This window comes from Streptomyces sp. NPDC005574, assembly GCF_040605435.1.
Taxonomy (GTDB): Bacteria; Actinomycetota; Actinomycetes; order Streptomycetales; family Streptomycetaceae; genus Streptomyces.
Genome location: NZ_JBEXCW010000002.1, coordinates 1 through 24,345, shown reverse-complemented (window position 1 = coordinate 24,345; position 24,345 = coordinate 1). Strand labels below are relative to the sequence as shown.

The 24,345-nt window shown below is 72.4% G+C and carries 22 protein-coding genes, 1 tRNA gene and 2 pseudogenes; 11 read left to right on the top strand and 14 right to left on the bottom strand.

The features are described from left to right. Positions 1-57 precede the first annotated feature (57 nt). Complete coding sequence (locus ABZT03_RS01730; protein WP_356032030.1) at positions 58-1,374, top strand: MFS transporter; 1,317 nt, start codon at positions 58-60, stop codon at positions 1,372-1,374. 13 nt (positions 1,375-1,387) lie between these two features. Here the strand turns inward: ABZT03_RS01730 and ABZT03_RS01725 are convergent, their stop codons facing one another. The 5 genes from ABZT03_RS01725 to ABZT03_RS01705 all read right to left on the bottom strand — a co-directional run bounded on the left by ABZT03_RS01725 (position 1,388) and on the right by ABZT03_RS01705 (position 8,313). Then, positions 1,388-1,996, bottom strand: a complete 609-nt coding sequence (locus ABZT03_RS01725) for a flavin reductase family protein (RefSeq protein WP_356032612.1) — start codon at positions 1,994-1,996, stop codon at positions 1,388-1,390. 41 nt (positions 1,997-2,037) lie between these two features. After that, the gene (locus tag ABZT03_RS01720; protein ID WP_356032609.1) at positions 2,038-2,841 is read right to left on the bottom strand and encodes an enoyl-CoA hydratase-related protein; all 804 of its coding nucleotides are present in this window, start codon (positions 2,839-2,841) and stop codon (positions 2,038-2,040) included. A gap of 112 nt (positions 2,842-2,953) precedes the next feature. Continuing rightward, positions 2,954-5,206 (bottom strand): acetate--CoA ligase family protein, encoded by a 2,253-nt coding sequence (locus tag ABZT03_RS01715; protein ID WP_356032027.1) that lies wholly within the window; start codon positions 5,204-5,206, stop codon positions 2,954-2,956. A gap of 132 nt (positions 5,207-5,338) precedes the next feature. Beyond that, on the bottom strand, positions 5,339-6,865 hold the full coding sequence (locus tag ABZT03_RS01710) for an FAD-dependent oxidoreductase (RefSeq protein ID WP_356032025.1): 1,527 nt from the start codon (positions 6,863-6,865) through the stop codon (positions 5,339-5,341). A 236-nt stretch (positions 6,866-7,101) separates the two neighbouring features. Then, the gene (locus ABZT03_RS01705; RefSeq protein WP_356032023.1) at positions 7,102-8,313 is read right to left on the bottom strand and encodes an NAD(P)/FAD-dependent oxidoreductase; all 1,212 of its coding nucleotides are present in this window, start codon (positions 8,311-8,313) and stop codon (positions 7,102-7,104) included. A gap of 414 nt (positions 8,314-8,727) precedes the next feature. On the opposite strand from ABZT03_RS01705, the gene ABZT03_RS01700 reads away from it, so the two are divergent. The 3 genes from ABZT03_RS01700 to ABZT03_RS01690 all read left to right on the top strand — a co-directional run bounded on the left by ABZT03_RS01700 (position 8,728) and on the right by ABZT03_RS01690 (position 10,326). Beyond that, positions 8,728-9,180: a DoxX family protein gene (locus ABZT03_RS01700; protein WP_356032021.1), complete on the top strand. Its 453-nt coding sequence runs from the start codon at positions 8,728-8,730 to the stop codon at positions 9,178-9,180. Positions 9,181-9,260: 80 nt separating this feature from the next. Further along, on the top strand, positions 9,261-9,677 hold the full coding sequence (locus ABZT03_RS01695) for an OB-fold domain-containing protein (RefSeq protein WP_356032606.1): 417 nt from the start codon (positions 9,261-9,263) through the stop codon (positions 9,675-9,677). A 40-nt stretch (positions 9,678-9,717) separates the two neighbouring features. Continuing rightward, positions 9,718-10,326: a GNAT family N-acetyltransferase gene (locus ABZT03_RS01690; RefSeq protein ID WP_356032018.1), complete on the top strand. Its 609-nt coding sequence runs from the start codon at positions 9,718-9,720 to the stop codon at positions 10,324-10,326. 75 nt (positions 10,327-10,401) lie between these two features. On the opposite strand, the gene ABZT03_RS01685 is transcribed toward ABZT03_RS01690, so the two are convergent. The 3 genes from ABZT03_RS01685 to ABZT03_RS01675 all read right to left on the bottom strand — a co-directional run bounded on the left by ABZT03_RS01685 (position 10,402) and on the right by ABZT03_RS01675 (position 12,524). Further along, positions 10,402-11,379: an expansin EXLX1 family cellulose-binding protein gene (locus ABZT03_RS01685; RefSeq protein ID WP_356032016.1), complete on the bottom strand. Its 978-nt coding sequence runs from the start codon at positions 11,377-11,379 to the stop codon at positions 10,402-10,404. A gap of 89 nt (positions 11,380-11,468) precedes the next feature. Further along, positions 11,469-11,663 (bottom strand): hypothetical protein, encoded by a 195-nt coding sequence (locus ABZT03_RS01680; RefSeq protein WP_356032014.1) that lies wholly within the window; start codon positions 11,661-11,663, stop codon positions 11,469-11,471. Positions 11,664-11,672: 9 nt separating this feature from the next. Then, a complete protein-coding gene (locus tag ABZT03_RS01675) occupies positions 11,673-12,524 on the bottom strand; it encodes a helix-turn-helix transcriptional regulator (protein WP_356032012.1) in 852 nt (283 codons plus the stop codon). A 267-nt stretch (positions 12,525-12,791) separates the two neighbouring features. On the opposite strand from ABZT03_RS01675, the gene ABZT03_RS01670 reads away from it, so the two are divergent. Both ABZT03_RS01670 and ABZT03_RS01665 read left to right on the top strand, forming a co-directional pair. Next, positions 12,792-13,298: an ATP-binding protein gene (locus tag ABZT03_RS01670; RefSeq protein ID WP_356032009.1), complete on the top strand. Its 507-nt coding sequence runs from the start codon at positions 12,792-12,794 to the stop codon at positions 13,296-13,298. A gap of 36 nt (positions 13,299-13,334) precedes the next feature. Continuing rightward, positions 13,335-13,622 (top strand): annotated as a pseudogene (locus ABZT03_RS01665) (hypothetical protein); the annotation flags it as partial. Between the two features lie 988 nt (positions 13,623-14,610). On the opposite strand, the pseudogene ABZT03_RS01660 reads toward ABZT03_RS01665, so the two are convergent. Together ABZT03_RS01660 and ABZT03_RS01655 are read right to left on the bottom strand one after the other, a co-directional pair. Next, positions 14,611-14,850: pseudogene (locus ABZT03_RS01660) on the bottom strand (transposase); the annotation flags it as partial. Positions 14,851-14,877: 27 nt separating this feature from the next. Beyond that, positions 14,878-15,255, bottom strand: coding sequence for a MerR family transcriptional regulator (locus tag ABZT03_RS01655; RefSeq protein WP_356032006.1), 378 nt, complete (start codon positions 15,253-15,255; stop codon positions 14,878-14,880). A 75-nt stretch (positions 15,256-15,330) separates the two neighbouring features. Here ABZT03_RS01655 and ABZT03_RS01650 point away from each other — a divergent pair, with 75 nt between their 5' ends. After that, entirely contained in the window at positions 15,331-16,059 is a 729-nt protein-coding gene (locus ABZT03_RS01650; protein WP_356032004.1) for an SDR family oxidoreductase, read from the top strand. 21 nt (positions 16,060-16,080) lie between these two features. On the opposite strand, the gene ABZT03_RS01645 is transcribed toward ABZT03_RS01650, so the two are convergent. The 3 genes from ABZT03_RS01645 to ABZT03_RS01635 form a co-directional block, all read right to left on the bottom strand. Then, positions 16,081-16,746: a pyridoxal 5'-phosphate synthase gene (locus ABZT03_RS01645; protein ID WP_356032001.1), complete on the bottom strand. Its 666-nt coding sequence runs from the start codon at positions 16,744-16,746 to the stop codon at positions 16,081-16,083. A gap of 126 nt (positions 16,747-16,872) precedes the next feature. Continuing rightward, positions 16,873-16,941, bottom strand: a tRNA-Ser gene (locus ABZT03_RS01640). A gap of 98 nt (positions 16,942-17,039) precedes the next feature. Beyond that, the gene (locus ABZT03_RS01635; RefSeq protein WP_356031999.1) at positions 17,040-18,218 is read right to left on the bottom strand and encodes an acetyl-CoA acetyltransferase; all 1,179 of its coding nucleotides are present in this window, start codon (positions 18,216-18,218) and stop codon (positions 17,040-17,042) included. 108 nt (positions 18,219-18,326) lie between these two features. On the opposite strand from ABZT03_RS01635, the gene ABZT03_RS01630 reads away from it, so the two are divergent. Both ABZT03_RS01630 and ABZT03_RS01625 read left to right on the top strand, forming a co-directional pair. Then, the gene (locus tag ABZT03_RS01630; protein WP_356031997.1) at positions 18,327-19,517 is read left to right on the top strand and encodes an acyl-CoA dehydrogenase family protein; all 1,191 of its coding nucleotides are present in this window, start codon (positions 18,327-18,329) and stop codon (positions 19,515-19,517) included. After that, positions 19,517-19,990: a nitroreductase/quinone reductase family protein gene (locus ABZT03_RS01625; protein WP_356031994.1), complete on the top strand. Its 474-nt coding sequence runs from the start codon at positions 19,517-19,519 to the stop codon at positions 19,988-19,990. Before ABZT03_RS01630 ends, ABZT03_RS01625 begins: the two co-directional genes overlap by 1 nt. A gap of 130 nt (positions 19,991-20,120) precedes the next feature. Here ABZT03_RS01625 and ABZT03_RS01620 read toward each other — a convergent pair whose 3' ends face one another. Continuing rightward, positions 20,121-20,756, bottom strand: a complete 636-nt coding sequence (locus ABZT03_RS01620; protein ID WP_356032603.1) for a TetR family transcriptional regulator — start codon at positions 20,754-20,756, stop codon at positions 20,121-20,123. A 134-nt stretch (positions 20,757-20,890) separates the two neighbouring features. Between ABZT03_RS01620 and ABZT03_RS01615 the strand changes: the two genes are divergently transcribed. Together ABZT03_RS01615 and ABZT03_RS01610 are read left to right on the top strand one after the other, a co-directional pair. After that, positions 20,891-21,622 (top strand): VOC family protein, encoded by a 732-nt coding sequence (locus ABZT03_RS01615; protein ID WP_356031992.1) that lies wholly within the window; start codon positions 20,891-20,893, stop codon positions 21,620-21,622. Between the two features lie 179 nt (positions 21,623-21,801). Next, positions 21,802-24,150 carry a serine/threonine-protein kinase gene (locus tag ABZT03_RS01610; protein ID WP_356031990.1) on the top strand — a complete coding sequence of 783 codons (2,349 nt, stop codon included), beginning with the start codon at positions 21,802-21,804 and terminating at the stop codon, positions 24,148-24,150. Positions 24,151-24,345 lie beyond the last annotated feature (195 nt).

The window sequence follows — 24,345 nt, the reverse complement described above, 5'->3', positions numbered from 1 at the left end:
GAAGGCTGTCCTTCGGGCCACTCGCCCGGAGGGCTTCCCTGACGGAATCTTTATGTCGTGACCCAGACAACCGACGCCACGGCCGCCGCGACGGCACCCGAGCCGATCCCCTCCCGTCGTATCCACCGCGCCTGGTTCGTCGCCGCCGTCACCTTCGTGACGATCATCGGCGCCGCCGCCTTCCGGTCCCTGCCCGGGCTGCTCATCGACCCGCTGCACCGCGAGTTCGGCTGGTCGCACGGCACGATCGGCGCGGCCGTCTCCATCAACCTCGCGCTGTACGGACTCACCGCGCCCTTCGCGGCCGCGCTCATGGACCGTTTCGGCATCCGGCGGATCGTGGCCGGCGCGCTCACCGTGATCGCGATCGGCTCCGGTCTGACGGTGTGGATGACGGCGGCCTGGCAGCTGCTGCTGTGCTGGGGCGTGCTGGTGGGCCTCGGCTCGGGGTCGATGGCGCTCGCCTTCGCCGCGACGGTCACCAACCGCTGGTTCACCCGGCGCCGGGGCCTGGTCACCGGCATCCTCACCGCCGCGTCCGCCTCCGGCCAGCTGATCTTCCTGCCGCTGCTGTCCTGGATGGTGGAGGCACACGACTGGCGCCCGGCGGCCGTCACGGTGGCCCTGGCCGCCCTCGCGGTCGTGCCCTTCGTCTGGCTGCTGCTGCGCGACCACCCGGCCGACGTGGGCCTCGCGCCGTACGGCTCCGAGGAGTTCGTCCCCAAGCCCGCCCCGGTCACCGGCGCCGCCCGCCGCACGGTCACCGTCCTGTCCAAGGCCGCTCGCACCGGCCCGTTCTGGCTGCTCGCCGGCACGTTCGCGATCTGCGGCGCCTCCACCAACGGCCTGGTGCAGACCCACTTCGTGCCCGCCGCCCACGACCACGGGATGCCCGTCACCGCGGCCGCCTCGCTGCTCGCCGTCATCGGCGTGTTCGACGTGGTCGGCACGGTCGCCTCCGGCTGGTTCACCGACCGCTGGGAACCGCGCCGGCTGCTCGCCGTCTACTACGCGCTGCGCGGGATCTCCCTGCTCTTCCTGCCGATGCTGCTCGCCCCGAGCGTGCGCCCGCCGATGCTCTTCTTCATCGTCTTCTACGGCCTCGACTGGGTCGCCACCGTCCCGCCGACCGTGGCGCTGTGCCGGGAGCACTACGGTGACGACAGCGCGATCGTCTTCGGCTGGGTCCTCGCCTCGCACCAGGTCGGCGCCGCGCTGGTGGCCTTCCTCGGCGGAGTGGTGCGGGACGTCTTCGGGACCTACGACATGATCTGGTACGCCTCCGGTGCGCTGTGCGCGGCGGCGGCACTGATGGCGCTGGTGATCCGGCGGCGGCCGGCCGCGCCCGTGGGGCGACTCGCGGTGGTGGGCTGAAGCGCCGGCCGGATCAGACGAACCGGCCCCTGTGGAACAGCAGGGGGGACGCGTCCTCGGCGTCCGCGCCCAGGGCGTCCACCCGGCCCACCACGATCAGGTGGTCGCCGCCGGTGTGCACCGCGTGGATCGTGCAGTCGATCCACGCGAGCGCGCCCGCGAGGCGGGGGGAGCCGGAGACGGGCGCCGGGTCGTGCTCGACGCCCGCGAACTTGTCCGTGCCGCTGACCGCGAACCCCCGGCACAGCGCACCCTGGTGGGCGCCCAGGACGTTCACGCAGAAGACGCCCGCGCGCGCGATGCGGGGCCAGGTCGCCGACGTGCGGCCGACCATGAAGGCGACCAGGGGCGGGTCGAGGGACAGCGCGGAGAAGGACTGGCAGGCGAAGCCGGCGGGGCCCGCGGCGGAGTCCTCGCCGCGTGGAGCCGGTGCCGTGACGACGGTGACGCCGGTCGCGAAGGCGCCCAGGACGCGCCGGAACTCGGCCGGGGCGACCGGCGCCCGTTCGTCCGCGCCGACGCACCGCAGGTCCGGCCGGGGCAGCGCGTCCACCGGGGCGGCCGCGATTCCGGCCGACCTGAGGTAGCGGACGGCGGCTTCCGCGGTGCCTGCTTGTCCCATCATCTCTCCATTGAAGCTGACGGAGTGTCAGATGGGAAGGCTCAGCGACCCCTGTACTCGGGGCTGCGGCGCTCCACGAAGCTCGCCACACCCTCCCGGGCGTCCGCCGTCGTCATGTTGATCTCCTGCGCGGCCGCCTCGGCGGCGAAGGCGGTGGAGCGGTCGGAGTCGAGGGAGGCGTTGACGAGCTGCTTGGCCAGGGCGAGCGCCCGGGTCGGACCGGCGGCCAGCCGCTCGGCCCACGCACGCGCCGTCTTGTCCAGCTCCCCGTCCGGCAGCACCCGGTTGACCAGACCCAGGCGTTCGGCGTCCGGCGCGGTCAGGGCGTCCCCGAAGAACATCAGCTCCTTCGCCCGCTGCGGGCCGACCAGCCGCGGCAGGAGGTAGGCCCCACCGCCGTCCGGCACCAGTCCGCGCCGGACGAACACCTCGATGAACCGGGCGGACTCCGCCGCGAGCACGAGATCGCAGGCGAACGCGAGATGCGCGCCGAGGCCCGCCGCCGTGCCGTTGACGGCGGCGACCACCGGCTTCTCGCAGTCGAGCACCGCGGACACCAGGCGCTGCGCGCCGAGCCGGATGGTGCGGGCCACGTCACCGGGCGCGCCCTGCCCGACCCCGGTGGCCCCCCGCAGGTCCGCGCCCGCGCAGAATCCGCGGCCGCGCCCGGTGAGGACGACGGCCCGCACGTCCGGGTCCGCGGACGCCTCGAAGAACAGCTGGACGAGGCGTTCGCGCAGGTCAGGGGTGAGGGCGTTGAGGGCCTCGGGCCGGTTGAGGGTGATCAGGCGGACGTAATTGTCAGTGGTGTGCAGTACCAATGGATCGACGGACTTGTCCGTCATGGCGGATTCGGAAGGCGCGGCGGGCTCGACGGGCCCGCCGCTCTCGACGGACTTCTCGGGGGAGGCAGTCATGGGGATGCTCCGCATCTTGGTGCCGCTGGTCAGGACCTGGTCAGCGCTGTTCGCGCGGTTCGGGGCCGGGCCGGCACACCGCCAGCGCGTCCAGCGCCACGGCTCCCTGTCCCCTGGGCAGCACCATCAGCGGGTTGATGTCGAGCTCCGCGAGCTCGTCGCCGAGTTCCAGTGCCATCCGCTCCACCCGCAGGACCACCTCGACCAGCGCGTCGAGATCCGCCGGGGGGCGTCCCCTGACCCCGTCGAGCAGGGGCCGGCCGCGCAGTTCCTCCAGCATGTCCCGCGCCTGCCGTTCCCCGAAGGGCGGCACCCGCACGGCGACGTCCCGCAGGACCTCCACGAGCACCCCGCCGAGCCCCACCGTCACCGTCGGACCGAACAGCTCGTCATGGGTGACACCGACGACCATCTCGACGCCCCGCTCCACCATCTGGCACACCAGGACGCCGTCCAGCGCGACCCCCTCGTAGCGGGCGATGTCGGTCAGCTCGCGGTAGGCGTCACGGACCTGGCTGGCCGAGGTCAGCCCGATCTTCACCAGGCCCAGTTCGGTCTTGTGGGCGATCTGCCCGCCGGACGCCTTCATCACCACGGGGTAGCCCACCAGGCCGGCCGCCCGTACCGCCGCCGCCGCGCTCGTCACCAGCTGCTCGCGCGGCACCCGGATGCCGTACGCCCGCAGCAGTTGCTTGGCCGCGTGCTCGCTCAGCTGCTGCCCGGGCCGCATCAGCGCCTGCGCCTTGCGGAAGGAGGGAGACAGCGCGCGGGCCGCCTCGTCGAAGGGGGAGCGGTAGCCGGTCACGAAGCGGTGATGGCCGAGGTAGGCGCGCACCGCGGTGACGCAGTTCGCCGCGGTGCGGAAGGTGGCCACCCGCGAGGAGCCGAGCAGCACCTCGCGGTACGCCGGCTCGGTGCCGACCGGCGACCCCCACACCACGCACACCAGTTTGTCCGTGTGCTCGGCCGCGTCCACCAGGTCCCGCACCAGCTTGTCGCTGAGCGGTGGGAACGGCCCGGTGATCGGGCAGATCAGCACGCCCACCTCCGGGTCGTCGAGGATCGCGTCGATGATCTGCCGCCCGCGCCGGTCGCCGACCGGATGGCCGCCGTTGTCGACGGGGTTGGCCACGTTCAGGTACTCGGGTATCCACTGGTGCAGCTGCGCCTGCCTGGCCTGCGACAGGACGGGCAGCCGCAACCCCGCCCCGGTGGCCAGGTCCGCGAAGTGCGCGCCCGTGCCGCCCGAGATCGAATAGACGACGACGCCGTCGGCGCGGGGCGGCTTCGCCCGGGCCAGCAGGGCGCTGGTGTCCTGGAGTTCGTCGAGGCCGTCGACGCGGATCACGCCGTACTGCCGCATCGCCGCGTCCACCACCGCGTCGGCGCCGGTCAGTTTGCCGGTGTGGGAGGCGGCGGTGCGGGCGCCGGTCTCGGTGCGGCCGACCTTGACGGCGACCACCGGCACCCCGCGCCGGGCGGCCCGGTCGGCGGCGAGCAGGAAGGAGCGGCCGTCCTTCAGCCCCTCGACGTAGCAGGCGATGGCGCCGACCTCGGGCCGCTCGGCGAAGTAGGAGATGAAGTCGGCGGTCTCCAGGTCGGCCTCGTTGCCGGTGGGCGCCCAGTGGGAGAGCCGGACGCCGAGTTCCTGGAGGGCGAAGACGGGCCGCCCCTGGTGCCCGGACTGGGTGATCAGGGCGATCGCCGGTCCGTCGAGGTCGTCCCGGAACCGCTCGAAGGCGTTGAGGTTGGTGTTGGGTCCCAGCAGCCGGGTCCCGGACCGTTTCACGGCGGCGGCGAGCCGGGCCTGGGCGGCCGCGCCCTCCTCGCCCGTCTCGGCGAAGCCGGCGGCGAAGACCACCGCGAACCTCGCCTTGGCCTCGCCGAGTTCCTCGATGAGGGGAAGCGGATCGGCGACCAGCAGGACGGCGAGGTCGACCTGTTCGGGCAGGTCGGCGACGGAGGGGAGGCAGGGGATGCCGAAGACGGACGGGCGGCTCGGATGCACCGGGTGCAGCCGGGCTCCGACCCGCTCGGCCCAGGCGATCAGCTGCCGGGTGACCCCGGCGTTGGGCCGTCCCTCGGCGTCCGAGGCGCCGACGACGGCGACGGACTCCGGCCGGAAGAAGCGGTCGAGGTCCGGGACGTCGCCGTACAGCGGCCGGCCGCTGACGTCGAGGTCGTCGACGTCGGCCGGCCTGCCGTGGACGGCGGGCCCGGGTTGCTCGCCACAGGCGATGACCCGGGCCCGGCGGGAGTCGGTGGTGAGAGTGCCGTGGGTTGATCCAAGCATCTGTCCGCCCGCTGTGTGTGTGACAGCCAATAACTGACGCTCTGTCAGATTAACGAACTGACGGCGCGTCAGGAACAGTTGTGCACGCACAGTTGGAAGACCTGCTGGCCCGGCCGGCCGTCCGGCGCCGGGTCACAGGGCCGCCAGCACCTCCTTGGCCACCCGCTCGCCCGAGCGGACCGCCCCGTCCATGAACCCGTTCCAGTAGGTGGAGGTCTCGGTTCCGGCCCAGTGGATGCCCCCGACCGGCTCGCGCAGAGCGGGCCCGTACTCCGTCAGCACCCCGGGTGGCGCGAAAGCGACCGGTCCGCCCCGGGAGAACCGTTCGTTGTCCCAGCGCTGCAGCACGAAGGAGGTGGGCGACCTGGCCTTGTCCCCGAAGTAGGTGGCGTAGTCCTTCAGGACCGCCGCCCTGACCTCGTCGGTGCTCGCCGCGTCGTAGGCCCGCATCTCGTCGGCCTCGATGAAGCCCATCAACGCCCCGTAGGAGGCGTCGGGCGGCGAGTTGTCGAACGTCGACCGGGCGAGGCCGGTGTCGCTGACCACCTGCCCGTTGAGTCCGTCCGCCCGCCAGAAGGGGGTGTCGTAGACGGCGACGGCCTTGCCGATCGACCCCATCGGCATCCGCTGGGTCAGCTGGTCGCGCGCGGCCGGCAGCAGCGGGCTGTAGGAGATCCGCGAGGCCAGCGGCGGCGGCAGGGCGACGACCACGCGGCGGGCGGTCACCGTGATCCCGTCGGCCGTCACCGTGCACGTGCTGCCCGACCTGTCGATCGAGCGCACCGGCGCGCTCAGCACCACCCGGTCGCCGAGGGTGGCGGCGAGCTTGACCGGCACCTGCTGCGAGCCGCCGACGAAGCGGGACTCCTGGGCGCCGCCCGCGGTCTCGGTGAGCCGCTCCAGGGTGCCGGGGTGGGACTCGTTGCCGGCGGCGGCGATGTAGAAGAGGACGTAGAGGAGGGAGAGTTCACGCGGCTGCGCGGAGAAGATCGACGTACAGGCCACGTCGAGGAGGAACTTGGCCGAGGGGACCACCGCGTTCGCGTTCAGCCAGGACTCGAAGGTCTGCCGGTCCCATTCGGCGGCCTTGGGGGCCGTCCAGGGGGCGTCGAGCGGGATCTGCTTGGCCATGTCGTCGAGCGAGGACTGCACGAGGGCGGCGTTGGCGAGCCCGGCCACGTCGACCGGGGGGACCGAGCCGAGCAGTCCGTCGGTGGCGTAGGGGGACTTCTTGCCGTCCTTGTAGAGGAGGTTCTTGCCGGTGTTGTAGGTCGTGAAGGTCGCCACGCCCAGGGAGTCGGCGAGCGCCTTGATGCGGTCCTGGGTGGGGCCGATGAACTCGCCGCCGCCCTCGGTGACACCCCCGTTGGCCAGCGGCAGGTTCACGACCCGGCCGCCTACGCGGTCGCGGGCCTCCAGGACGGCCACGGTCCTGCCGCCGGCCACCAGGTCGCGGGCCGCGACGAGTCCGGCGATACCGCCGCCGACGATCGCGACGTCCACGTCACGGGTCGCCGCGGAGGCCGAGGCGGTGGCGGCGGTGGTGCCGGTGAGGGCGACCGCGCCGGCGGCCGCCGCGGCGCCGCCGAGCAGGGTGCGCCGGGACACGGCGTCGGGCCTGCCGGCCGTGCCGGGGGAGTGCTGTCTTTCGCGTGCCACGTGCGTCCTCCGTCGAGAGCGAGAGGTGGGGCGGAGCCAGAAAGATGAGCGGTATTCACATTCTGGCCCTGTCCGAGGGCATGGGACAACGCTCCCGGCGTAACTGACGCGGGAGTAACAAGATTGGTATGGGCGGGAGTTGAGGCAACCACGGCATCGGGGGCGGCTTGCGGCGGACGCCGTGACCCTGGGCGTCCGCCTTCGGTGGCCCGGCTCAGCCCCGCAGGGGGGGCCGCTCAGCCCGGGAGGCGGGACAGGTGGCCGCCGCCCGCCTTGGCGTCCGCCTTGGTCAGTGCCTTCGCGATCTTCTCGGCGTCGATGGCCAGTTCGCGGAGGGTGCCGCTGATGGGGGTCGTGAAGCCGGTGAAGTACAGGCCGGGGGCGTTCCCCGGGGTGCGGGCGCCGTGGGCGACGGGCCTGCCCTGCTCGTCCAGCACGTCGAGGTGGCCGACGAGGCCCTCCAGGGCGCGGACGTAGCCGGTGGCGGCGATGACGGTGTCCGGTTCGACGCGTTCCCCGTCGGCGAGGACCACCTTGCCGTCCTCGAAGGCTTCCACGGCGGCCACGACCTCGACGCTCCCCTTGCGCACGGCGTCGATCAGGCCGACGTCCTGCACCGGAATGGCACCTTCCCGCACCCGGCTGTAGAGGCCGGTGGCCGGCCGGGGCAGTCCCTGGGCCGACAGGTCGGGCACCGCGAGCCGCGCCATCAGCCGCGCCAGCCGGTCGACCAGGCCCACGGGCAGCCGTCGTACGAGCACGCCCGTGTACTGCGCGGCCCAGCCCGCGGTCGAGCGGCGCACGATGTGCGGGACCGTGCGGACGGACAGCCGTACCCGGGAGGCGCCGCCCTCCACCAGGTCGACGGCGATCTCCGCGCCGGTGTTGCCGACGCCCACGACCAGGACGTCGTGGCCGGCGTGGGGGCGCGGGTCGCGGTAGTCGCCGGCGTGCAGCAGCTCACCGGTGTACGTGGCCCGGCCGGGCCAGTCCGGGAGGTACGGGGTGTGGTTGTAGCCGGTGGCGACGACGACGGCGGCGCCGGTCAGCTCACGGCCGCCGGTCGCGCGCAGCAGCCAGCCGGTGCCGTCGGGGGAGCGCTCGACGCGGGAGACCTCGACGCCGGTCACGATCTCCAGTTCGTGGACCTCGGCGTACTTCTCCAGGTAGCGCACCACGTCGTCGCGGGACGCCCACCGTCCGAACCGGCGGGGCATCGGCAGTCCGGGCAGGGCCGACAGCCGGCGGGTGGTGTGCAGGTGCAGCCGGTCGTAGTGGCGCCGCCACGAGGACCCGACGCGGTCGGACCGTTCCAGGACGACGGCTCGTACGCCCCGGGCGCGCAGCGCGTACGCGGTGGCGAGGCCGCCCGGGCCGCCGCCGATGACGTACACGGGACGGTCCGCCTGGTGAGCGGGCGCGGGGGAGGGCGTTGTGGAGTCGTCCATGAGCGCGAGCGTAATCACGCAGGTGGTTGATGGGTCTCGGTCAAGATGGGAATTGGTTGCGGATCGATCACGCTTGGGGGAGAGCGGGGTGGAACCGGTGACGTATATCACCTGGTCGTGGAGGGACGGCGGAGAAGGCGACGCCCGGCGCCGCGGGCGGACGGCGTCCGTCGGGTGTTGGTGAGCGGCCCGAAGCCCTTCAGGCCGCGCAGCCTCAGGGCTGCCTGGTATTCGGCGAACTGCGAGCGCAGCGCCTTGGAGACCGTCTGGTCGGCGACCTTGCCGGTGCTCGCGGTGACGTTGGTGCCCGGTCCCTTCGGGCCTTTCGGTGCGCGGCGGGGGTTGCGGAGTCCGCGCCGGTCGGCTGAACTGACGTACCGTCAGATTCGGTGGTGTGTTGTGTCGGGAGGGCCCATGGACACGATCTGGCTCACCGGGGCGCAGTGGCTGGCCGTGCTGCGCGTCGGAGTCGGCCTGTGGTGGCTGGAGAGCTGGCGCCACAAGGACAAGAAGGGCTGGTTCGAACGCGGCACCGGCATCGCGTGGGCGGCGGACGTGGCGGCGAAGCACCGGTGGACCGCGGTGCGTTCCGGCTTCGACACCGTGGTCGCGCCCCGGCCGCGCACGATGGCGTACGTCGTCGTGTACGCGGAGCTCGCGGTGGGCCTCGGCCTGGTCGCGGGGTTCCTGACCCCGGTCGCCCTGGCCGGCGGACTGCTCCTGAACGTCCTGTACTTCACGCTCATGATCCACGACTGGGCCGAGCAGGGGCAGAACGCGATGATGACGCTGATCTCCGCCGTCGCCCTGTTCGCGATGGCGTGGCAGACGTGGTCGGTCGACAGCGCGCTCGGGTGGTTCGGGTGAGTGCGGGGGAGGGGGTACGGCCCAAGGCGCCGGGGCCGGGAGCAGGGCGGGTCCCCGCCCCCGCGGCCCCCCGGTTCGACCTGCCGGAGCCGGACCCGTTCACGCGGACGTACTGGGACGCGGCGGCCGGGGGGAGGCTGTTGCTGCGCCGCTGCGGGGCCTGCGGGCGGGCGCACCACTACCCGCGGGAGTTCTGCCCGCACTGCTGGAGCGAGGACGTGACCTGGGAGGACGCGAGCGGCCGGGCCACCCTCTACACGTGGTCCGTCGTCCACCGCAACGACCTGCCGCCCTTCGGGGACCGCGTCCCGTACGTCGCCGCCGTGGTCGACCTCGCGGAGGGGCCGCGGATGATGACGGAGGTCGTGGGGGTGGGTGCGGCCGGCGGCGGGACGGCGGGCCCGGGCCCGGAACCGGGGGAGCTGCGGGCGGGGCTGGAACTTGAGGTCGTCTTCCGCGACGGGGTGCCGGTGTTCGGGCCGTCGCGGCGGGGGTGAGCCCCGTAAGGTGACAGGGGGCCGGTGTTCAATGGCGGCCATGACCGACATCCACGCGTCCCGACCCGCCCCTTCCGGCCTTGGCTCCGGTGTCCAGGGCCACGGCCTCCACCTGCGCCTGTGGGACCCGGAGTCCGCGACCGACGTGGAGGCGTGGCTGCGCGGGCACACCGACCCGGACTTCACGCGCTGGAACACGCCGCTGCGGACGATCACGGACCGCGTGAGCGCTCGGGCGTCCATGGACGCCAAGGCCGCGGACGTCGCGGCCGGCAGGGCGATGACGTTCTGCGTCACGGACGCGGAGGAGGGGACGGTCCTCGGGCAGGTGAGCGTCAACGCCATCGACCACCTCATGAGCTGCGCCATCGTCGGCTACTGGGTGCTGCCCGAGGCCCGCGGCCGGCACGTCGCCGTCCGCTCCCTGCTGCTCGCGTCCCGCTGGGCCTTCACCGAAGTCGGCCTCCACCGGCTGGACTTGGGCCATGCGCTCGGCCACGAGGCGTCCTGCCGGGTCGCCGAGCGCTGCGGCTTCCGGTACGAGGGCACCGCACGCGGCGCGATGTGGGAGGCGAACCGCCGCGACGCCTTCCGCGACGTCCACCGCCACGGCCGCCTGACGACGGACCCGGAACCGGAGGCGCCGTGAGAACGGACCCGGCACCGGAGGCGCCGTGAGGACGGACCCTGTCTCCGTCCTCCGGCGTCGCGCTCGCCTGCCGGGTCAGCGGGCGGTGAACTGGGCGCTGGTCCTCTGTACGACGTTCGGACTCAACGCGATGGACTCGAAGGTCAGTTGCTGGCCGTAGATGTCCGTGATCCTGATCGCGCCGCCGCAGCCGGTGCCCTGTTCGGAGAGGAAGTAGTTGTAGCCCGTGCGGGGCAGTTGCTGCCAGCCGCCGCCCGTGCGGACCTCCAGGCGGGCCAGCGGGTTGCGGTGGTCGAGGGCCTGGACGCCGCACCAGTAGCGGCTGGAGCCGGTCTTGTACCGGATCGCGACCGTCTCCGGTGTGGCCGGGCTCAGCAGGCTCCAGGTGACCGGGATCTGGCCGGCCGAGAGCGCTGCGAGCTTGGCGAACGCCTGCTTGCTGAGGTCCAGTTGGCCGGGCCGGCACGGCGCCGGGCACTCGTTGACGATTTTGACCGTCACCGACGCGCCGCTCGCCGCGCGCACCAGCACGGACGCCCCGCACGCCTTCGACGTCTCGTAGTCGGCCGTGTTCATCGCCGCGACCATCATCGTGGCGTTCGGACCGAACGAGCAGGCGCCGTCGCCCGTTCCCGCGTCGTAGTGCGTGGCGACGCCCTGGTAGGCCGTCCCGGGCCGGATGCGTCCGGCGAGCGTCGCGGAGCCCGACCCCGTACTGCCTGCCGTCCCGGCCGCCGGCCGGGACGAAGCGGTGGTCCTCGCCGCCGACGGGGACGCCTTACGGCTCTTCTTCGCGGCCGGCGACGCCGACGCCCGCTTCGTCGGGGTCGCGGATGCCGACGGCGACGGTGACGCCGAGGGCGACGCCGTGGGCGTCACGGCCTCCCGCGCCTCGGCAACGGAGGTGGCCGCGGTGCGCCGGCCGCCCTCGTCGCCGGGCTGGAAGGCGACGACCAGCGACACGACGAGCGCGACGGCCGCCACGGCGACGGCCGACACCCATGCGGTACGGCGCTGCGGACGGGAACGGCGGCGGTGGGAAGGGGTTGCCACGGACGTGTCCTTTGTTCAGACGAGGCCCCGAGTCGGGAGTTTCCGCCACTCAGTGGTCGCCGAACCCGCGATGGTTGCCGTGATCCCGGCTACAGCAGGTGATCCGCCTTGCCCGCCTTGATCTCCAGGATGAGCGTGCGGAGGGCGTCACGGGTGTCCGTGAGGGGACGGTCCTCCTGCCCGGCGACGGCGATGTAGGCGTTGCCGAGGGGGTCGGTGCCTATGCGGAAGCAGTTGTTTCCCTCCGCGCAGAAGGGCTCTTCCCAGGTGATCTCGCTGCGCATGGTCCGTCCCTAGAGTTCGCGGGCGATGCCGAGGACGAGGTCGCGTGAGGCTGCTGGCGGCAGTGACGCGTCGTCCATCCAGTCCAGGTGCGCACGGTACTTGGTGAGTTGTGCCTCCGCTCCGGTGAATTCCGGACCGTGTGCCGAGTCCAACTGCACGGTGTCCAGCTGCGGTACGGACCCCTCGGCGTACAGCAGCGCGTGTCCCGCCCCTGGGAAGTCGCCCACGCTGGTGGGGATCACCCGCACCGCGACGGTGTCCCGCTCGGACTGGCCCGCCAGGTGGCGCAGTTGCTCCCGAGTCGCCTTGGCGCCGCCGTACGGCATGCGCAGCGCCACTTCGTGCACGTACGCGATGTACGGCAGGGGCTTCGGGCGGTCGAAGACCCTCCGGCGCTCCATGCGGTGGGCGACACGCAGTTCGACCTCCAGCCGGCTCAGCGCGGGAAGCGCGGCGGCGAAGACGGCTCGGGCGTAGTCCTCGGTCTGGAGCAGCCCGGGCATATGCATGACCTGCGAGGTCCGCACGCGTGCGGCATGCCACTCCAGCTCGGCGATGTCCAGAAGGCCCGCGGGAAGGGTGCCGCGGTACTGCTCCCACCAGCCCCGGTCCTTGCCGTCGGCCATGGCGGCCAGCGCCTCGACGTACGCCCCGTCCGTGCAGGCGTAGTTGCAGGCGAGCGTGCGGATTCGCTCAGCGGAGAAGGGGCGGATACCCGACTCCATGTTGGACAGCCGGGTGCGGTCGATCCCAAGGAGCCCGGCGCCGTACTCGGTCGTCGCGCCCGCCGCGAGTCGCATCTTCCGCAGCTCCGCGCCCAGGCGTCTCTGCCGCGCGGTCGGCGTACTTCTCGTGGTCATGGTGCCCCTTCATGCCGTGTCGTCGCCCAAGTCTGCCGACGCGCGGCGGGCAAGTCCACGACGGGTGGGGGTAATTATCTCCGTATCGATGGACACAGTGACCCCGATGTCTCTACATTCGGTAATGGCTCGACTACAGAGCCGTCACGAACCTTCCGGAAGCGCATCACACGTACCCGCCCCGCATCTCCTTCCCTGGGAGGGGCGGGTGCGTGTCAGGGAGACAGGCCACCGGGAGTTCCCTCCGCACACGACAAGGGAGTTGCCGTGCACCTCGACACCGGGTCCTGCCAGTCCCCGACCGCAGCCACCACCGATGCCCCCAGCCGCCCCGAGTCGCTGTCCTGCAGCTTCACGCTTCCCGCGAACCCGCGGAGTCCGGGCATCGCCCGTGCCGCGACCCGGATGGTTTTGCGGGCGCACGACCTGGCCGAGGCGACCGACGCCGTCGTACAGGTCGTGGGCGAACTCGCCGCGTGCGCCTGCCTCTTCTCACCCGCCGCGGAGCTGTACGTCTCGCTGCGCTACCGGTACGACGCCCTGCGCGTCACCCTCTACGACGGCCACCCACCGCATCCCGACGCCCGTATGGGCGCGATCTGCGTCCTGTCCCGCCGGCTGTCGCTGCGTGTCCTCGACCGGGTGGTCCGGGACTGCCGCGGGGACTGGGGCATCGGCGGCGACCGCGAACCCTGCGGAGGAACCCGCATGTGGGCGGTACTGCCCCGTGCGGGGGCCTGCGGCTACCTCGGCGAAGGGGGCTCCGGCGAGTGACAGGGGCTCGGTGGAAGCGGGTTCGGTCTCCTTCGCGACACGTTCTTCCATAACGGGCCGCTGGGCCTGTCCGCGAAGACGACCGCCGCTGTGGCCATGGGCTTCAACCGGGAACCCGGGGGCACGTTGAACTCCATGACGACCGGGGGCAAGGCGTCCTTCTACCTCACCGACGCGATCGGCAGCGTGATCGGCCTGGCGGACGAGGACGGCAACAAGGTCGACAGCTACACCTACAGTCCCCGCGGCGTGCGCATCCTGGCCCAGGCCGCCGAACCGGTCGCCCAGCCCTGCCGCTTCGCCGGCAACTACCAGGGCCCCAGTGAGGATGACGCAGAGATGGCGACACTTTGGATAGTGGCCGGCATCGTCGGTGCAGTACTGGGAGGAGTCGGTGTGCTTCTCCTTCAGCGCAAAAAACGCTGAAGGACAGGGTGCGTCTCTGAGTTTCAGAGCTGAGAGCCTATATCGCGATCGCGGTATTCGTGATTTTCGCGATCGTGTGGAGAATCCGTAATAGGTGAATCGAGGAAAGGTTGCGGCCTCTTTCCGTCCCGCCGTTGCTGCGAGATGGGCAATCGGCCCTCTTGTTCACCGTCGGATTTATCGTGCTGGTAGGAGTCGCTATATTTTTCTTCAGCAAGGGGGTAGGTGAAGTGCCCGTGAATTCCTAGCACGATCGCGGTAGGTGCGACCTGGCCCGGGGGTACGCACACGCCGGCCGGCTACGTAACCGGGCCGGCAAGGCCTCCTTCCCGGCCCTCAGGATCGACAGGAAGGAATTTGATGTCTCGGATCGGATGGAGCCTGGAACAGCGTGCGGCAGTTAAGCGCTATATGGCAATTGCTGCATTCTTTGCCGTCATAGGAGTTGCCTTGGGGTTGATACTCGTAATTTCGGGCAATTCGAAAGGCTGGACTTTTTTGGGAATCGTCCTGCTTCCCTACGTGGGTGTTATTCTTTTCTTGAGATGGATGCGAAACGGGCAGCCGGGTGCGGAATAGAGGTGACATCTGCTGGTACTTCCTGACGTGGGGGGAGGTCTGGCGGTCCCGGCACGGCGAAGAAGGGGCAGTAAGTGGAGAAGTACTCGTCTCGGCTCAGCGTATTCTTGTTGGGGCTAGTTACTTCGGGCTGATTGCATGGCTGGTCATGTGGTCGGCGAGCGGCGAGCCTTACGGGGTGCGTCTAGTCTTCGGAATCATCCTGTTGCTCGCCCTGCTGGCGTACATGTTCTTCGGTGGCGTATGGGCGAACAAAGCAAAGCGGACTGGTTAGTAACTCCAGCCGTAGTTCGCGATCATGGGTGCTGGAGACGGCCAGGACGTAGCCGGTCCGGCGGTGTTCAAGGGCGGTCCGCAGGTGCCGGTTGTCGCCGTAGACCTCGTCGCCCGCGACCCGGCGAGCGGGGGTTCCCGCGTCCAGGGCCCGCTCAACCATGCGGGCGGCGAGTCGGGGCTTGGAGGCGACGGCCAGGTCGTCCGGGATGCCCGCGCTCCGGCAGCGGTCCGGGTCCTCGGTCCACGAGCGTGGCACGTACAGGGCTCGATCCCTGGCGCGACGTCCGACCGACCGCGCCTACGGGTGCGTGTCCGTGATCGCGATGACCTGGTCGAGGCGGTCCAGGGCGGCCTGCAGGTCGTCGACCTTGGCCTGGATGCGCTCGCGCTCGGCGCGCAGCATGGCTCGTTGCCCGGCGTCGGTGTGCCCGGCGTTCCAGCACGGCAGGAGTTCCGTGATCCTTCGACTGGTCAGGCCGGCGGCGAACATCTGCTGGAAGAAGCGGACCAGGGGGACGGCGTCCTTCCGGTAGAGCCGCTGGCCGGACGGGCTGCGCTCCGCGATGAGCAGCCCCTGCTCCTCGTAGTAGCGCACGGCGCGCACCGAGACGCCCGCACCCCGTGCCACCTCGCCGATGCGGATCAGCCGCTCGGCCGCCACCTCTGTGACGGGCATGGTGGTTCCTCTCATCCCGGCGCTGACGACCAGCACTTGCCTCTGACGTTGACGTCAGGTTTTAGCGTACCGGGCATGGACATCAACAACTCCGTCGCCCTTGTCACCGGAGCCAACCGCGGCCTGGGCCGCGCCTTCGCCCAGCGCCTGCTCGAACGGGGCGCCCGCAAGGTCTACGCGACGGCCCGCCGGCCCGAGACCGTGGACCTGCCCGGGGTCGAGGTGCTGCCCCTCGACATCGCCGATCCCGCATCCGTGAGGGCCGCCGCCGAGGCCGCCCGGGACGTCTCACTGCTCATCAACAACGCGGGGATCCAGACGGGGACCGACCTGGTGACCGGTTCGCTGGACGCGGTGCGGCACGAGCTGGAGACCAACGTGTTCGGCCACCTGGGAATGATCCGGGAGTTCGCGCCGGCGCTCGCCGGGAACGGCGGGGGCGCGATCGTCAACGTCCTCTCCGCCATGTCGTGGTTCGGGGGCCAGGGCGCCAATGCCTACCACCTGACCAAGGCCGCCGCCTGGGCCATGACCAACGGCGTCCGCCTGGAGCTCGCCGAGCAGGGCACGCTCGTGACAGCGGTGCACCTCGGCCTGGCCGACACCGACATGGCCGCGGGCTGGCCCGTGGCCAAGCTCGCGCCGTCCGACCTTGCCGACGCGGCGCTCGACGGTGTCGAGGCGGGTTCCGCCGAGGTCCTCGCCGACCAGTGGAGTCGGGACGTCAAGTCCCGTCTGCCGCTGGCGCCGGAAGAGTTCAACGCCGCGATGGACCGCGCCCTGGCGGCGCTGACGGCGACCTGAACCGCTGTCCCGCACCCCCGCTCACGGCCAGAGGAGTTCCCTCGTCCAGCTCTCCGGCCGGCGGCGGTACGTCAGGCGGACGTGACGGCGTCGGGGGTCGCCCTGGAAGAACTCGACCTCCTCCGGGCGCAGCCGGTACAGCGTCCAGGTCGGCGCCTCCGCCTCCGGGTCCCGTTCGGCCCGTTCCCAGGCCGCCCGCGACACCTTCGCCAGCTCCTCCACCGAGGCCAGCACCTCGCTCTGCCGACCGGTGAGCGCGGACGCCAGCGCCCCCGTCGACCGGGCGTGCAGGTCGGCCTGTGCCTCCGTGGCGGGGGCGGGCGTCACCGGGCCGCGCAGCCGGACCTGGCGGCCCAGCACCGGCCAGTAGAAGGTGAGCGCCGCATACGGGCGGGCGGCGAGGTGGTGGCCCTTGCGGCTGGTGGCGTGGGTGGCGAAGGCCCAGCCGTCCGCGTCGGCGCCGTGCAGCATGACGATCCGGGCGTCCGGGCGCCCCTGTTCGTCCGAGGTCGCCAGCGTCATCGTGTGCGGCTCGCGCTCGCCCGCCGCCACCGCCTCCGCGAACCAGGCGGTGAACAGAGGGAGAGGTTCGGCGGGGGCCGCCGCCGGGTCGAAGGGCGGCAGGTCGGTCACCTCCGGGTCCCACACCCGCAGTGACCTCAGGATGTCGTGCAGTTCCGTTCCCATGCCCCCATTGTCACGAAGCCGCCCGCCTGACTCCCCCGTGGCGGGCGGCTCGTGCCGTAGGTGTGCAGAGATCGAGGTCGGCGACGGCGACAACGCGTCCTGGGCCGCTGGACGACACCGGCGCGGAGCCGGCGGCGGGATTCGAACCCGCGTTACGCTCTTGACAGGAGAAGTAGCCGCTGCCTGCGCACCTGCACGTGGACGACGGTAGCGCCGGGCGGGCCGGACGTGCACCAGGTTTTCGGGTGGATCCCCGTCACCGCGGTCCCCGGCCCCCGATCCCCGCCGCCGGGTCAGTCCCGCCCCAGCACCACCGTCCCCGCCGAGCAGAACCAGCCGCCCGTCCCCGACGCCACCCCGAGCCGTGGCAGGCTTCCGTCCGGTCGGCGCACCTGCCGTGCGCCGCCCTCTCCGCGCAGTTGCCGTACTGCCTCCACCAGCAGGAACAGGCCCCGCATGCCCGGGTGTTGGGCCGACAGGCCACCGCCGTCGGTGTTCACCGGCAGTGCGCCGCCCTCCACCCGCAGCCGGCCCTTCTCGACGAAGGCGCCGCCCTCGCCCTTCGCGCAGAAGCCCAGGTCCTCAAGGGTCACGAGGGTCATGTAGGTGAAGGCGTCGTAGATCTCCGCGAAGTCCATCTCCGCGGGGCCCACTCCGGCCCGCCGGAAGGCCAGCCGGCCGCTCACCGCCGCCGGGGAGACCGTGAAGTCGTCCCACTCCGCCATTCCGGCGTGCGAGACGTGCTCGCCGGTGCCGAGGACCCACACCGCGGCCGTGCGGCAGTCCCGTACGTACTCCTCGGCCGCCAGCAGGACCGCCGCCCCGCCGTCGGACCGCAGACAGCAGTGCAGCTTGGTGAACGGGTCGGCGATCATCGGGCCGGACAGGACCTCGTCCACGGTGACCGGCTCCCGGAACATCGCCTCCGGGTTCAGCGCCGCGTTCGCCCGTGCCTGGACGGCGACCTCCGCCAGCTGCTCGATCGTCGTGCCGTACTCGATCATGTGGCGGCGGGCCGCCATCGCGTACTTGGCGATCAGCGTGTGGCCGTAGGGCACCTCGAACTGGAGGGGGCCGCGGGCGCCGAAGGACAGGTTCCCGGTGCGGCGGCCCGCCCTGATGTCGGCGCGGGCCGTCGAGCCGTAGACGACGAGGACCGCGTTCGCGTGCCCGGCGGCGATCGCGTCCGCCGCGTGCGCCGCCATGACCTCCCAGGTGGAGCCGCCCACGGAGGTGGAGTCGACCCAGGTGGGGCGCAGGCCCAGGTACTCGGCGACCTCGACGGGTGCGAGGGTGCCGGTGCCCGCCGAGGCGAAGCCGTCGACGAGCCCGCGCTCCAGACCGGAGTCGGCGAGGGCCCGGCGCGCCGCCTGGGCGTGCAGGGCGTAGGCGGTCGCGTCGTCCACGCGACCGCAGTCGGAGAGGGCCGCGCCGACGATCGCGACGCGACGGCCGGTCGGTCCCGCCATCATGAATCTGACGGTACATCAGATACGGGGCCTCGGCAGGTGTCGTAGCTCTGGGCATCGCGGCCGGACCGCCCTAACATGACGGGCCGTCAGTTCCGGAGGAGGTCCCCCATGGACGCCGGCTTCACCGCCGAGCAGCACGAGATCCGCCGTACCCTGCGCGAACTGCTGCACAGGCGCTGCGGATCGGCGGCGGAGGTGCGGGCCGCCGTCGACAGCCCCACCGGTCACGACCCGCAACTCTGGGCCGCCCTGGCCGGCGGCCTCGGACTGCCCGGACTGGCCCTGCCCGAGGCGTACGGCGGGGTCGGCTGCTCCGTCACCGAACTCGCCCTGGCCGGCGAGGAGACGGGCCGGTTCCTCGCCCCCTCGCCGCTGCTCGCCACCGCCGCCCTCGCCGCACCGCTGCTGCTCGCGCTCGGCACCGAGGCGCAGCGGGCCGAACTGCTGCCCCGGATCGCCTCCGGCGCGCTGACCGCCGCCCTCGCCGTACCCGGCACGCGGCTCGCCACCGTCCTCGCGCTGACCGGCCCCAACACCGGCGACTGGGCCGGCGGCGGACGGGCCGGCGGTGTCCAGGCCAGGCGCGCGGGCGACGGCTGGCGGCTGTACGGGCAGGTCGACCAGGTGCTCGACGGGCACAGCGCGGACCTGCTGCTGGTCGCCGCCCACGCCGGCGGCTTCGCCCGTTCGCGCACCCTGCTCTTCCTCGTGCCCGGGGACGCACCCGGACTTGTCCGGGTGCGGCAGACCGCGCTGGACGCGACCCGCCCGCAGGCGCGGCTGCAACTGCGGGACGTGTCCGCCCGGTTGCTGGGCGACGAGGACGGCGACCAGGTCCCCCACGCGCTCGCCCGGACCGGCGACGGGGTCGCCGCCCTGCTGGCCTGCGAGGCCGTCGGGGCCGCCGACCGGGTGCTGGAGGGGACCGTCGGGCACGCCCGGCAACGCGAGCAGTTCGGGCGGGCCATCGGCTCCTTCCAGGCCGTGAAGCACCGGCTGGCCGACGTGTACGTGCAGGTGCAGGCCGCGCGCTCGGCGGCCTACTACGCGGCCTGGGCCGCCCCGGGCGGCGAGCGGGTCGGCGCCCTCGCCCTCGCGCAGGCCCTGGAGGCGCTGCGGACCGCCGCCGCCGAGGGCATCCAGCTGCACGGCGGGATCGGCTTCACCTGGGAGCACGAGGCCCATCTGTACTTCAAGCGCGCCGGCGGAGACGAACTGCTGTTCGGGCCGGTGCATCGGCTGCGGGAGCGGGCCGCCGCCGGAGCCCGACTGTTCGAGACCCCGGAGGTGAGCGTCTGATGGCTGTCGGCGTGCGTGTGGTGCAGAAGGTGTCCTCCACCCGCGGCTTCGCCCGGGTGGCCCCGTACGTCATCCCGGCGCTCGACCGCGCCGTCCACCGGCTCACCCGCGGGAAAGTGCTGCTCAGCGCGCAGATGCTGCCGGGGATCGTGCTGACCTCGACGGGTGCGCGCAGCGGGCTGCTCCGGCGGGCGCCGCTCGCCTGCATGCCCGAGGACGGCGGGCGGAGCTGGATTCTCGTCGGATCCAACTTCGGCCGGCCCGGGCACCCCGCCTGGACGCACAACCTCCTCGCCCGTCCCGACGCGGAGATCAGCTGGAAGGGCGCGGACCTGCCGGTCACCGCCCGGCTGCTGGAGGGTGAGGAGCGGGCGGCCGCCTGGCGGGAGGTGCTGCGGTTCTGGCCGCCGTACGCCACGTACCAGGCGCGGGTGGAGCGCGAGATACGGCTGTTCAGACTGGTCCGCCGCTGAACCGGCCGGGAGGAAGCCGGTCGCGCCACCCGGCGTCGACTCGGTCCGGATGTGCGGCAGGCGGTGGCTCACCGGAGTGAACCACCGCCTGGCAGACAGGACTTCGGGACTGGAAAAAGGGCCGGACCGGCTATTTCGTCGGCTTCTTGCCGGTCACGCCCAGAAACACCAACAAGGCCAGGTTGGGCTTGAGTTCGGCCTGCTTGACGCCCCAGGTCGAGAAGCCCTTCTGGTGCGAGGCGACCGCCGCGAGCATCGCGACCAGCGCTCCCGCGACCGCTCCCGGGTTCACGTCCTTGTCGACCTTGCCCTTGGACTGGAGTTCGGCGACGGAGTCCGCGAGGGAGTTGTTCACCGAGTTCAGGATCTTCATGCGGATCTTGTAGAACCGCTTGTCGCCCTCGGCCGCGCCGAGGTCGACGACCCGGAGGATCGCCTCGTTGCGGCGCCAGAACTCCAGGAAGCCGTCCACGAGTTCCTGGGCGGTCTGCCAGCCGGCCTTGCCGACCCACGACCTGCCCGCGAGCAGCTCGGTCAACTCGGCGCCCTCGGTGGCCATTTGCTCGGCGATTTCCAGGACGGCGCCTTCGACGTCCGGGAAGTACTGGTAGAAGGTGGCGGGCGAAGTGCCCGCCTTCCGGGCGACATCGATGACTTTGACGTCCCGGTATGGGGAAGAGCTGAGCATCTCGCTGAGGCAGTCGAGCAGCTTCTGCCGGGTCGCCTGCCCACGCCGACCGGCCACGCGGCCGTCGACGGTACGCACTTGTCCTGTCATGACGTCAGCTTACCGAGGGGTGAGGGGAGCGCGATTCGGCCGACTGCAAATGGGGTGCGGGGGCGTGCGGAGGGTGGTGCGCCTGGTCTGCGAGGTGCGCGAGACGCCGTTACGTTGTCGGCATGGCCGAAAACAGGGCATCCGCGTACGGAGAGGGCGTCCCCTGCTGGATCGACGCCCAGCTTCCCGACCCGGCGGCGGGCAGGCGGTTCTACGGTGAGCTCTTCGGGTGGACCTTCGAGGAGCGGGCGGAGCTGCCGGGCTCGCCCGTGTGGGCGCTGCGGGACGGCGAGCCGGTCGGCGCGCTCGCCCGCAAGGCGGACGGCCGGATGCCCACCGTCTGGACGGTGTACTTCGCCACCCCGGACGCCCGGGGGCTGGCCCGGCGGATCGCCGCGGCCGGCGGGCAGGTCGTCACGGCGCCCGTGCCGGCCGGCGACCTGGGCGCGGCCGGTCTGGCCGCCGACCCCGAGGGAGCCGTCTTCGGCATCTGGCAGCCCGGCCGCCACCCCGGTTTCGGCGCGCGGCACGAGCCGGGCACCTTCGCCTGGGCCGAGCTGTACGCGCGGGACACCGAGGCCGCCAACGCCTTCTACGGCGAGCTCTTCCACGAGGCCCTGTTCGGGCCGGACGCCGAGCCCGACTTCGGCCGCGCGTCCGTCGCCGAGGTGTTCCCGGCGGAGATGCCGCCGCACTTCCTCGTCCATTTCCGGGTCGAGGACTGCGAGGCCGCGCTCGCGACGGCTCAGCGGCTCGGCGGGCGGGTCCAGGTGCCCCCCTTCGAGGCCACGTACGGAAGAGTGGCCGTGATCTCGGACAATCAGGGGGCGTCGTTCGCCGTTCTCCAGCGCTGAACGACGGACTTATGTCCGCAGATACGGCGAGACACCCCGATTTTTCCCCGAGTTCGCAACCAGTGCCCCGGGCAGGAAGAATCGGGGTGCGTGCCGCCAGGGCGGTTCGGTGGTGAGACGCTGCACGGGGCCGCGTACATATGTGGGTGGCGCGGCTCGTACGGGGAGGTGGCAGGCAAGTGGTGGATCAGCTGACGCAGCACGATCCGCGGCGGATCGGGCCGTTCGAGGTGCTGGGACGGCTGGGTGCCGGCGGCATGGGGCTGGTCTATCTCGCGCGCTCGGCGTCCGGCCGGCGCGTGGCGATCAAGACGGTCAGGACGGAACTCGCCGAGGATCAGCTCTTCCGCGTCCGCTTCACGCGGGAGGTCGAGGCCGCCCGCGCGGTCTCCGGCTTCTACACGGCGGCCGTGGTCGACGCCGACCCCCGCGCGGCGGTGCCGTGGCTGGCGACCGCCTACGTGCCCGCGCCCTCCCTCGAGGAGATAGTGAACGAGTGCGGGCCGATGCCCGCCCAGGCGGTGCGCTGGCTGGCCGCCGGCGTCGCCGAGGCGCTCCAGTCGATCCACGGCGCCGGACTCGTCCACCGCGACCTGAAGCCCTCCAACGTGCTGGTGGTCGAGGACGGGCCGCGGGTCATCGACTTCGGCATCGCCTCCGGTGTTTCGAACACGCGTTTGACGATGACGAACGTCGCCGTCGGCACGCCCGCCTACATGTCCCCGGAGCAGGCGAAGGACTCCCGCAGCGTCACCGGCGCCAGCGACGTCTTCTCCCTCGGCTCCATGCTCGTGTTCGCCGCCACCGGCCACGCCCCCTTCCACGGCGCCAACCCCGTCGAGACGGTGTTCATGCTGCTGCGCGAGGGCCCCGACCTGGAGGGCCTGCCCGACGAGCTGCGCCCGCTGATCGAGTCCTGCATGCAGATGGAGGCGAAGAAGCGCCCCAACCCGGCCGACCTCCAGGCCCAGCTGGCCCCGCACCTCTTCGGCTCCGGCTCCGACGACAGCGGTACGGCGTCCGCGTGGCTGCCCGAGCGGGCGGTCACCCTGATAGAGACCCGGCGCGGCGGCCGGCCCGCGCTCCAGCCGGCCCAGGGCGGCCGAGGCGGCGGCCGGGTCGCCCCCGTACCGCCCCCGCCCTCGCGTGACCCCGTCATCCCCGCGCCCGTGCCCGTGGGAGCGCCCGACACCGGCCCCGTGCGGCTGGCCGGCGGCCAGGTGCCGATCGGGCCCGGACCGCGCGTCGCCGACGCCCGCGCCGCCGCCGTGAAGGCACCCCCGCCGGAGGCCGGCCTGGCCGCCTCCTGGTCCAGACCCCGCCCCGGCGTCAACGGCACGGACGGCGCCGTGGGGCCCGCCGTACCGGCGCCCCCGCCCGTACCCCCGGAGACCGCGGCCGGCTGGCGCCCGTGGCGGTTCCGGATGTCGAACGACGTGTGGGGCACCCCCTCGGTCGCCGGAGACCTCGTCTACGTCACCTCCTTCGAGGTGCACGCCCTCGACGTGGGCACCGGCCGCCGCCGCTTCAAGACGCGGGACGTGGCCTGGTCGATGGCGGTCGCGGACGGCCGTGTCCACGCCTCCGACGGGCCCACCCTGTTCGCCCTGGAGGCCCGCGAGGGCGGCGACCTGTGGCGGCTGTCGACGGACGCCTGGGTGTACTCGCTGAAGGCGGACCGCGGCACCGTGGTCACCGGGACCCGCGGCGGCGGCGTACAGGCGTGGGAGGCGTCCAGCGGCCAGAAACTGTGGGAGCTGACCGGCGTCCAGACCGACTTCGAGTCCCCGGAGGCCGGACCGGCCCTGCACGACGGCACGGTCTACGTGTGGCAGGACGCCCGGCTGCGCGCCCTGGACGCCCGTTCGGGTGAGGAGCGCTGGTCGTACCCGATCGGCGACGCGGCCTCCTGCGGCGGGGTGCCGGTGCGGGTGGCGCCCGCACCCGACGGCTACGTCTACGTCTCCGCCGGCACCCGCGTGCTGGCCGTCGACGTGGCGAGCGGCCACGTCCGCTGGCACTTCGAGGCCCCGGCCGCCTTCCTGTGCGCTCCGGCCTACGTCCCCGGCCCCGCGGTCACCGGTGGCGGTGTCTACCTCGCCGACTACCTCGGCACGGTCTACGCACTGGACGCCACCGACGGCCGCGACCGCTGGCGCATCGCCACCGAGGCCCGGGCGTCGGCCGACCCCGTCCTGGTGGCGGCGGGCCACGTGCACGTGGGCAGCGGAAAGGGCCTGTACACGCTGGACGCCGTCACCGGCACGCCCAAGTGGCGCTTCCAGGCCGGCGGCGACATCGTCGGCGCCCCCGTGGTGGCCGAGGGCCGTATCCACTTCGGCTCCACGGACCACCTGCTGTACACGCTGAAGGCCGACGACGGACGCCTCAGGTGGAAACTGGCGACCGGCGGTGAGATCACCGGCTCCCCGGTCGTCAAGGACGGCGTGGTGTACGCGTGCAGCAAGGACCGCTGCGTGTACGCCCTGGACGCCGAGAAGGGCACGGGCACGGCACGGACCGCCTGACCGCGAACGCGGCACCGGGCGGTCCGCCCCCGCCCACGGCGGAAGTCTTCCTAGTGCCGTGACCGGAAAGGTTCACCGGCTCGCGACGCCCGGCACGGCACCTCGCCGCGTTGTCGCATCACCCGAGTACATCCAGTACGCGGGCGATGCTCCGCCTTGCGATGCACCGCACCGGACGCCGCGAGCTTCCCGGCA

What these genes read in the sequence shown, in the direction of transcription:
- ABZT03_RS01705 (WP_356032023.1), bottom strand. Translation starts at nt 8,313, where the DNA reads ATGGACGACTCCACAACGCCCTCCCCCGCGCCCGCTCACCAGGCGGAC.
- ABZT03_RS01690 (WP_356032018.1), top strand. Translation starts at nt 9,718, where the DNA reads ATGACCGACATCCACGCGTCCCGACCCGCCCCTTCCGGCCTTGGCTCC.
- ABZT03_RS01655 (WP_356032006.1), bottom strand. Translation starts at nt 15,255, where the DNA reads ATGCCCGTCACAGAGGTGGCGGCCGAGCGGCTGATCCGCATCGGCGAG.
- ABZT03_RS01630 (WP_356031997.1), top strand. Translation starts at nt 18,327, where the DNA reads ATGGACGCCGGCTTCACCGCCGAGCAGCACGAGATCCGCCGTACCCTG.
- ABZT03_RS01615 (WP_356031992.1), top strand. Translation starts at nt 20,891, where the DNA reads ATGGCCGAAAACAGGGCATCCGCGTACGGAGAGGGCGTCCCCTGCTGG.
- ABZT03_RS01680 (WP_356032014.1), bottom strand. Translation starts at nt 11,663, where the DNA reads ATGCGCAGCGAGATCACCTGGGAAGAGCCCTTCTGCGCGGAGGGAAAC.
- ABZT03_RS01675 (WP_356032012.1), bottom strand. Translation starts at nt 12,524, where the DNA reads ATGACCACGAGAAGTACGCCGACCGCGCGGCAGAGACGCCTGGGCGCG.
- ABZT03_RS01635 (WP_356031999.1), bottom strand. Translation starts at nt 18,218, where the DNA reads ATGATGGCGGGACCGACCGGCCGTCGCGTCGCGATCGTCGGCGCGGCC.
- ABZT03_RS01650 (WP_356032004.1), top strand. Translation starts at nt 15,331, where the DNA reads ATGGACATCAACAACTCCGTCGCCCTTGTCACCGGAGCCAACCGCGGC.
- ABZT03_RS01720 (WP_356032609.1), bottom strand. Translation starts at nt 2,841, where the DNA reads ATGACGGACAAGTCCGTCGATCCATTGGTACTGCACACCACTGACAAT.
- ABZT03_RS01700 (WP_356032021.1), top strand. Translation starts at nt 8,728, where the DNA reads ATGGACACGATCTGGCTCACCGGGGCGCAGTGGCTGGCCGTGCTGCGC.
- ABZT03_RS01715 (WP_356032027.1), bottom strand. Translation starts at nt 5,206, where the DNA reads ATGCTTGGATCAACCCACGGCACTCTCACCACCGACTCCCGCCGGGCC.
- ABZT03_RS01645 (WP_356032001.1), bottom strand. Translation starts at nt 16,746, where the DNA reads ATGGGAACGGAACTGCACGACATCCTGAGGTCACTGCGGGTGTGGGAC.
- ABZT03_RS01625 (WP_356031994.1), top strand. Translation starts at nt 19,517, where the DNA reads ATGGCTGTCGGCGTGCGTGTGGTGCAGAAGGTGTCCTCCACCCGCGGC.
- ABZT03_RS01725 (WP_356032612.1), bottom strand. Translation starts at nt 1,996, where the DNA reads ATGGGACAAGCAGGCACCGCGGAAGCCGCCGTCCGCTACCTCAGGTCG.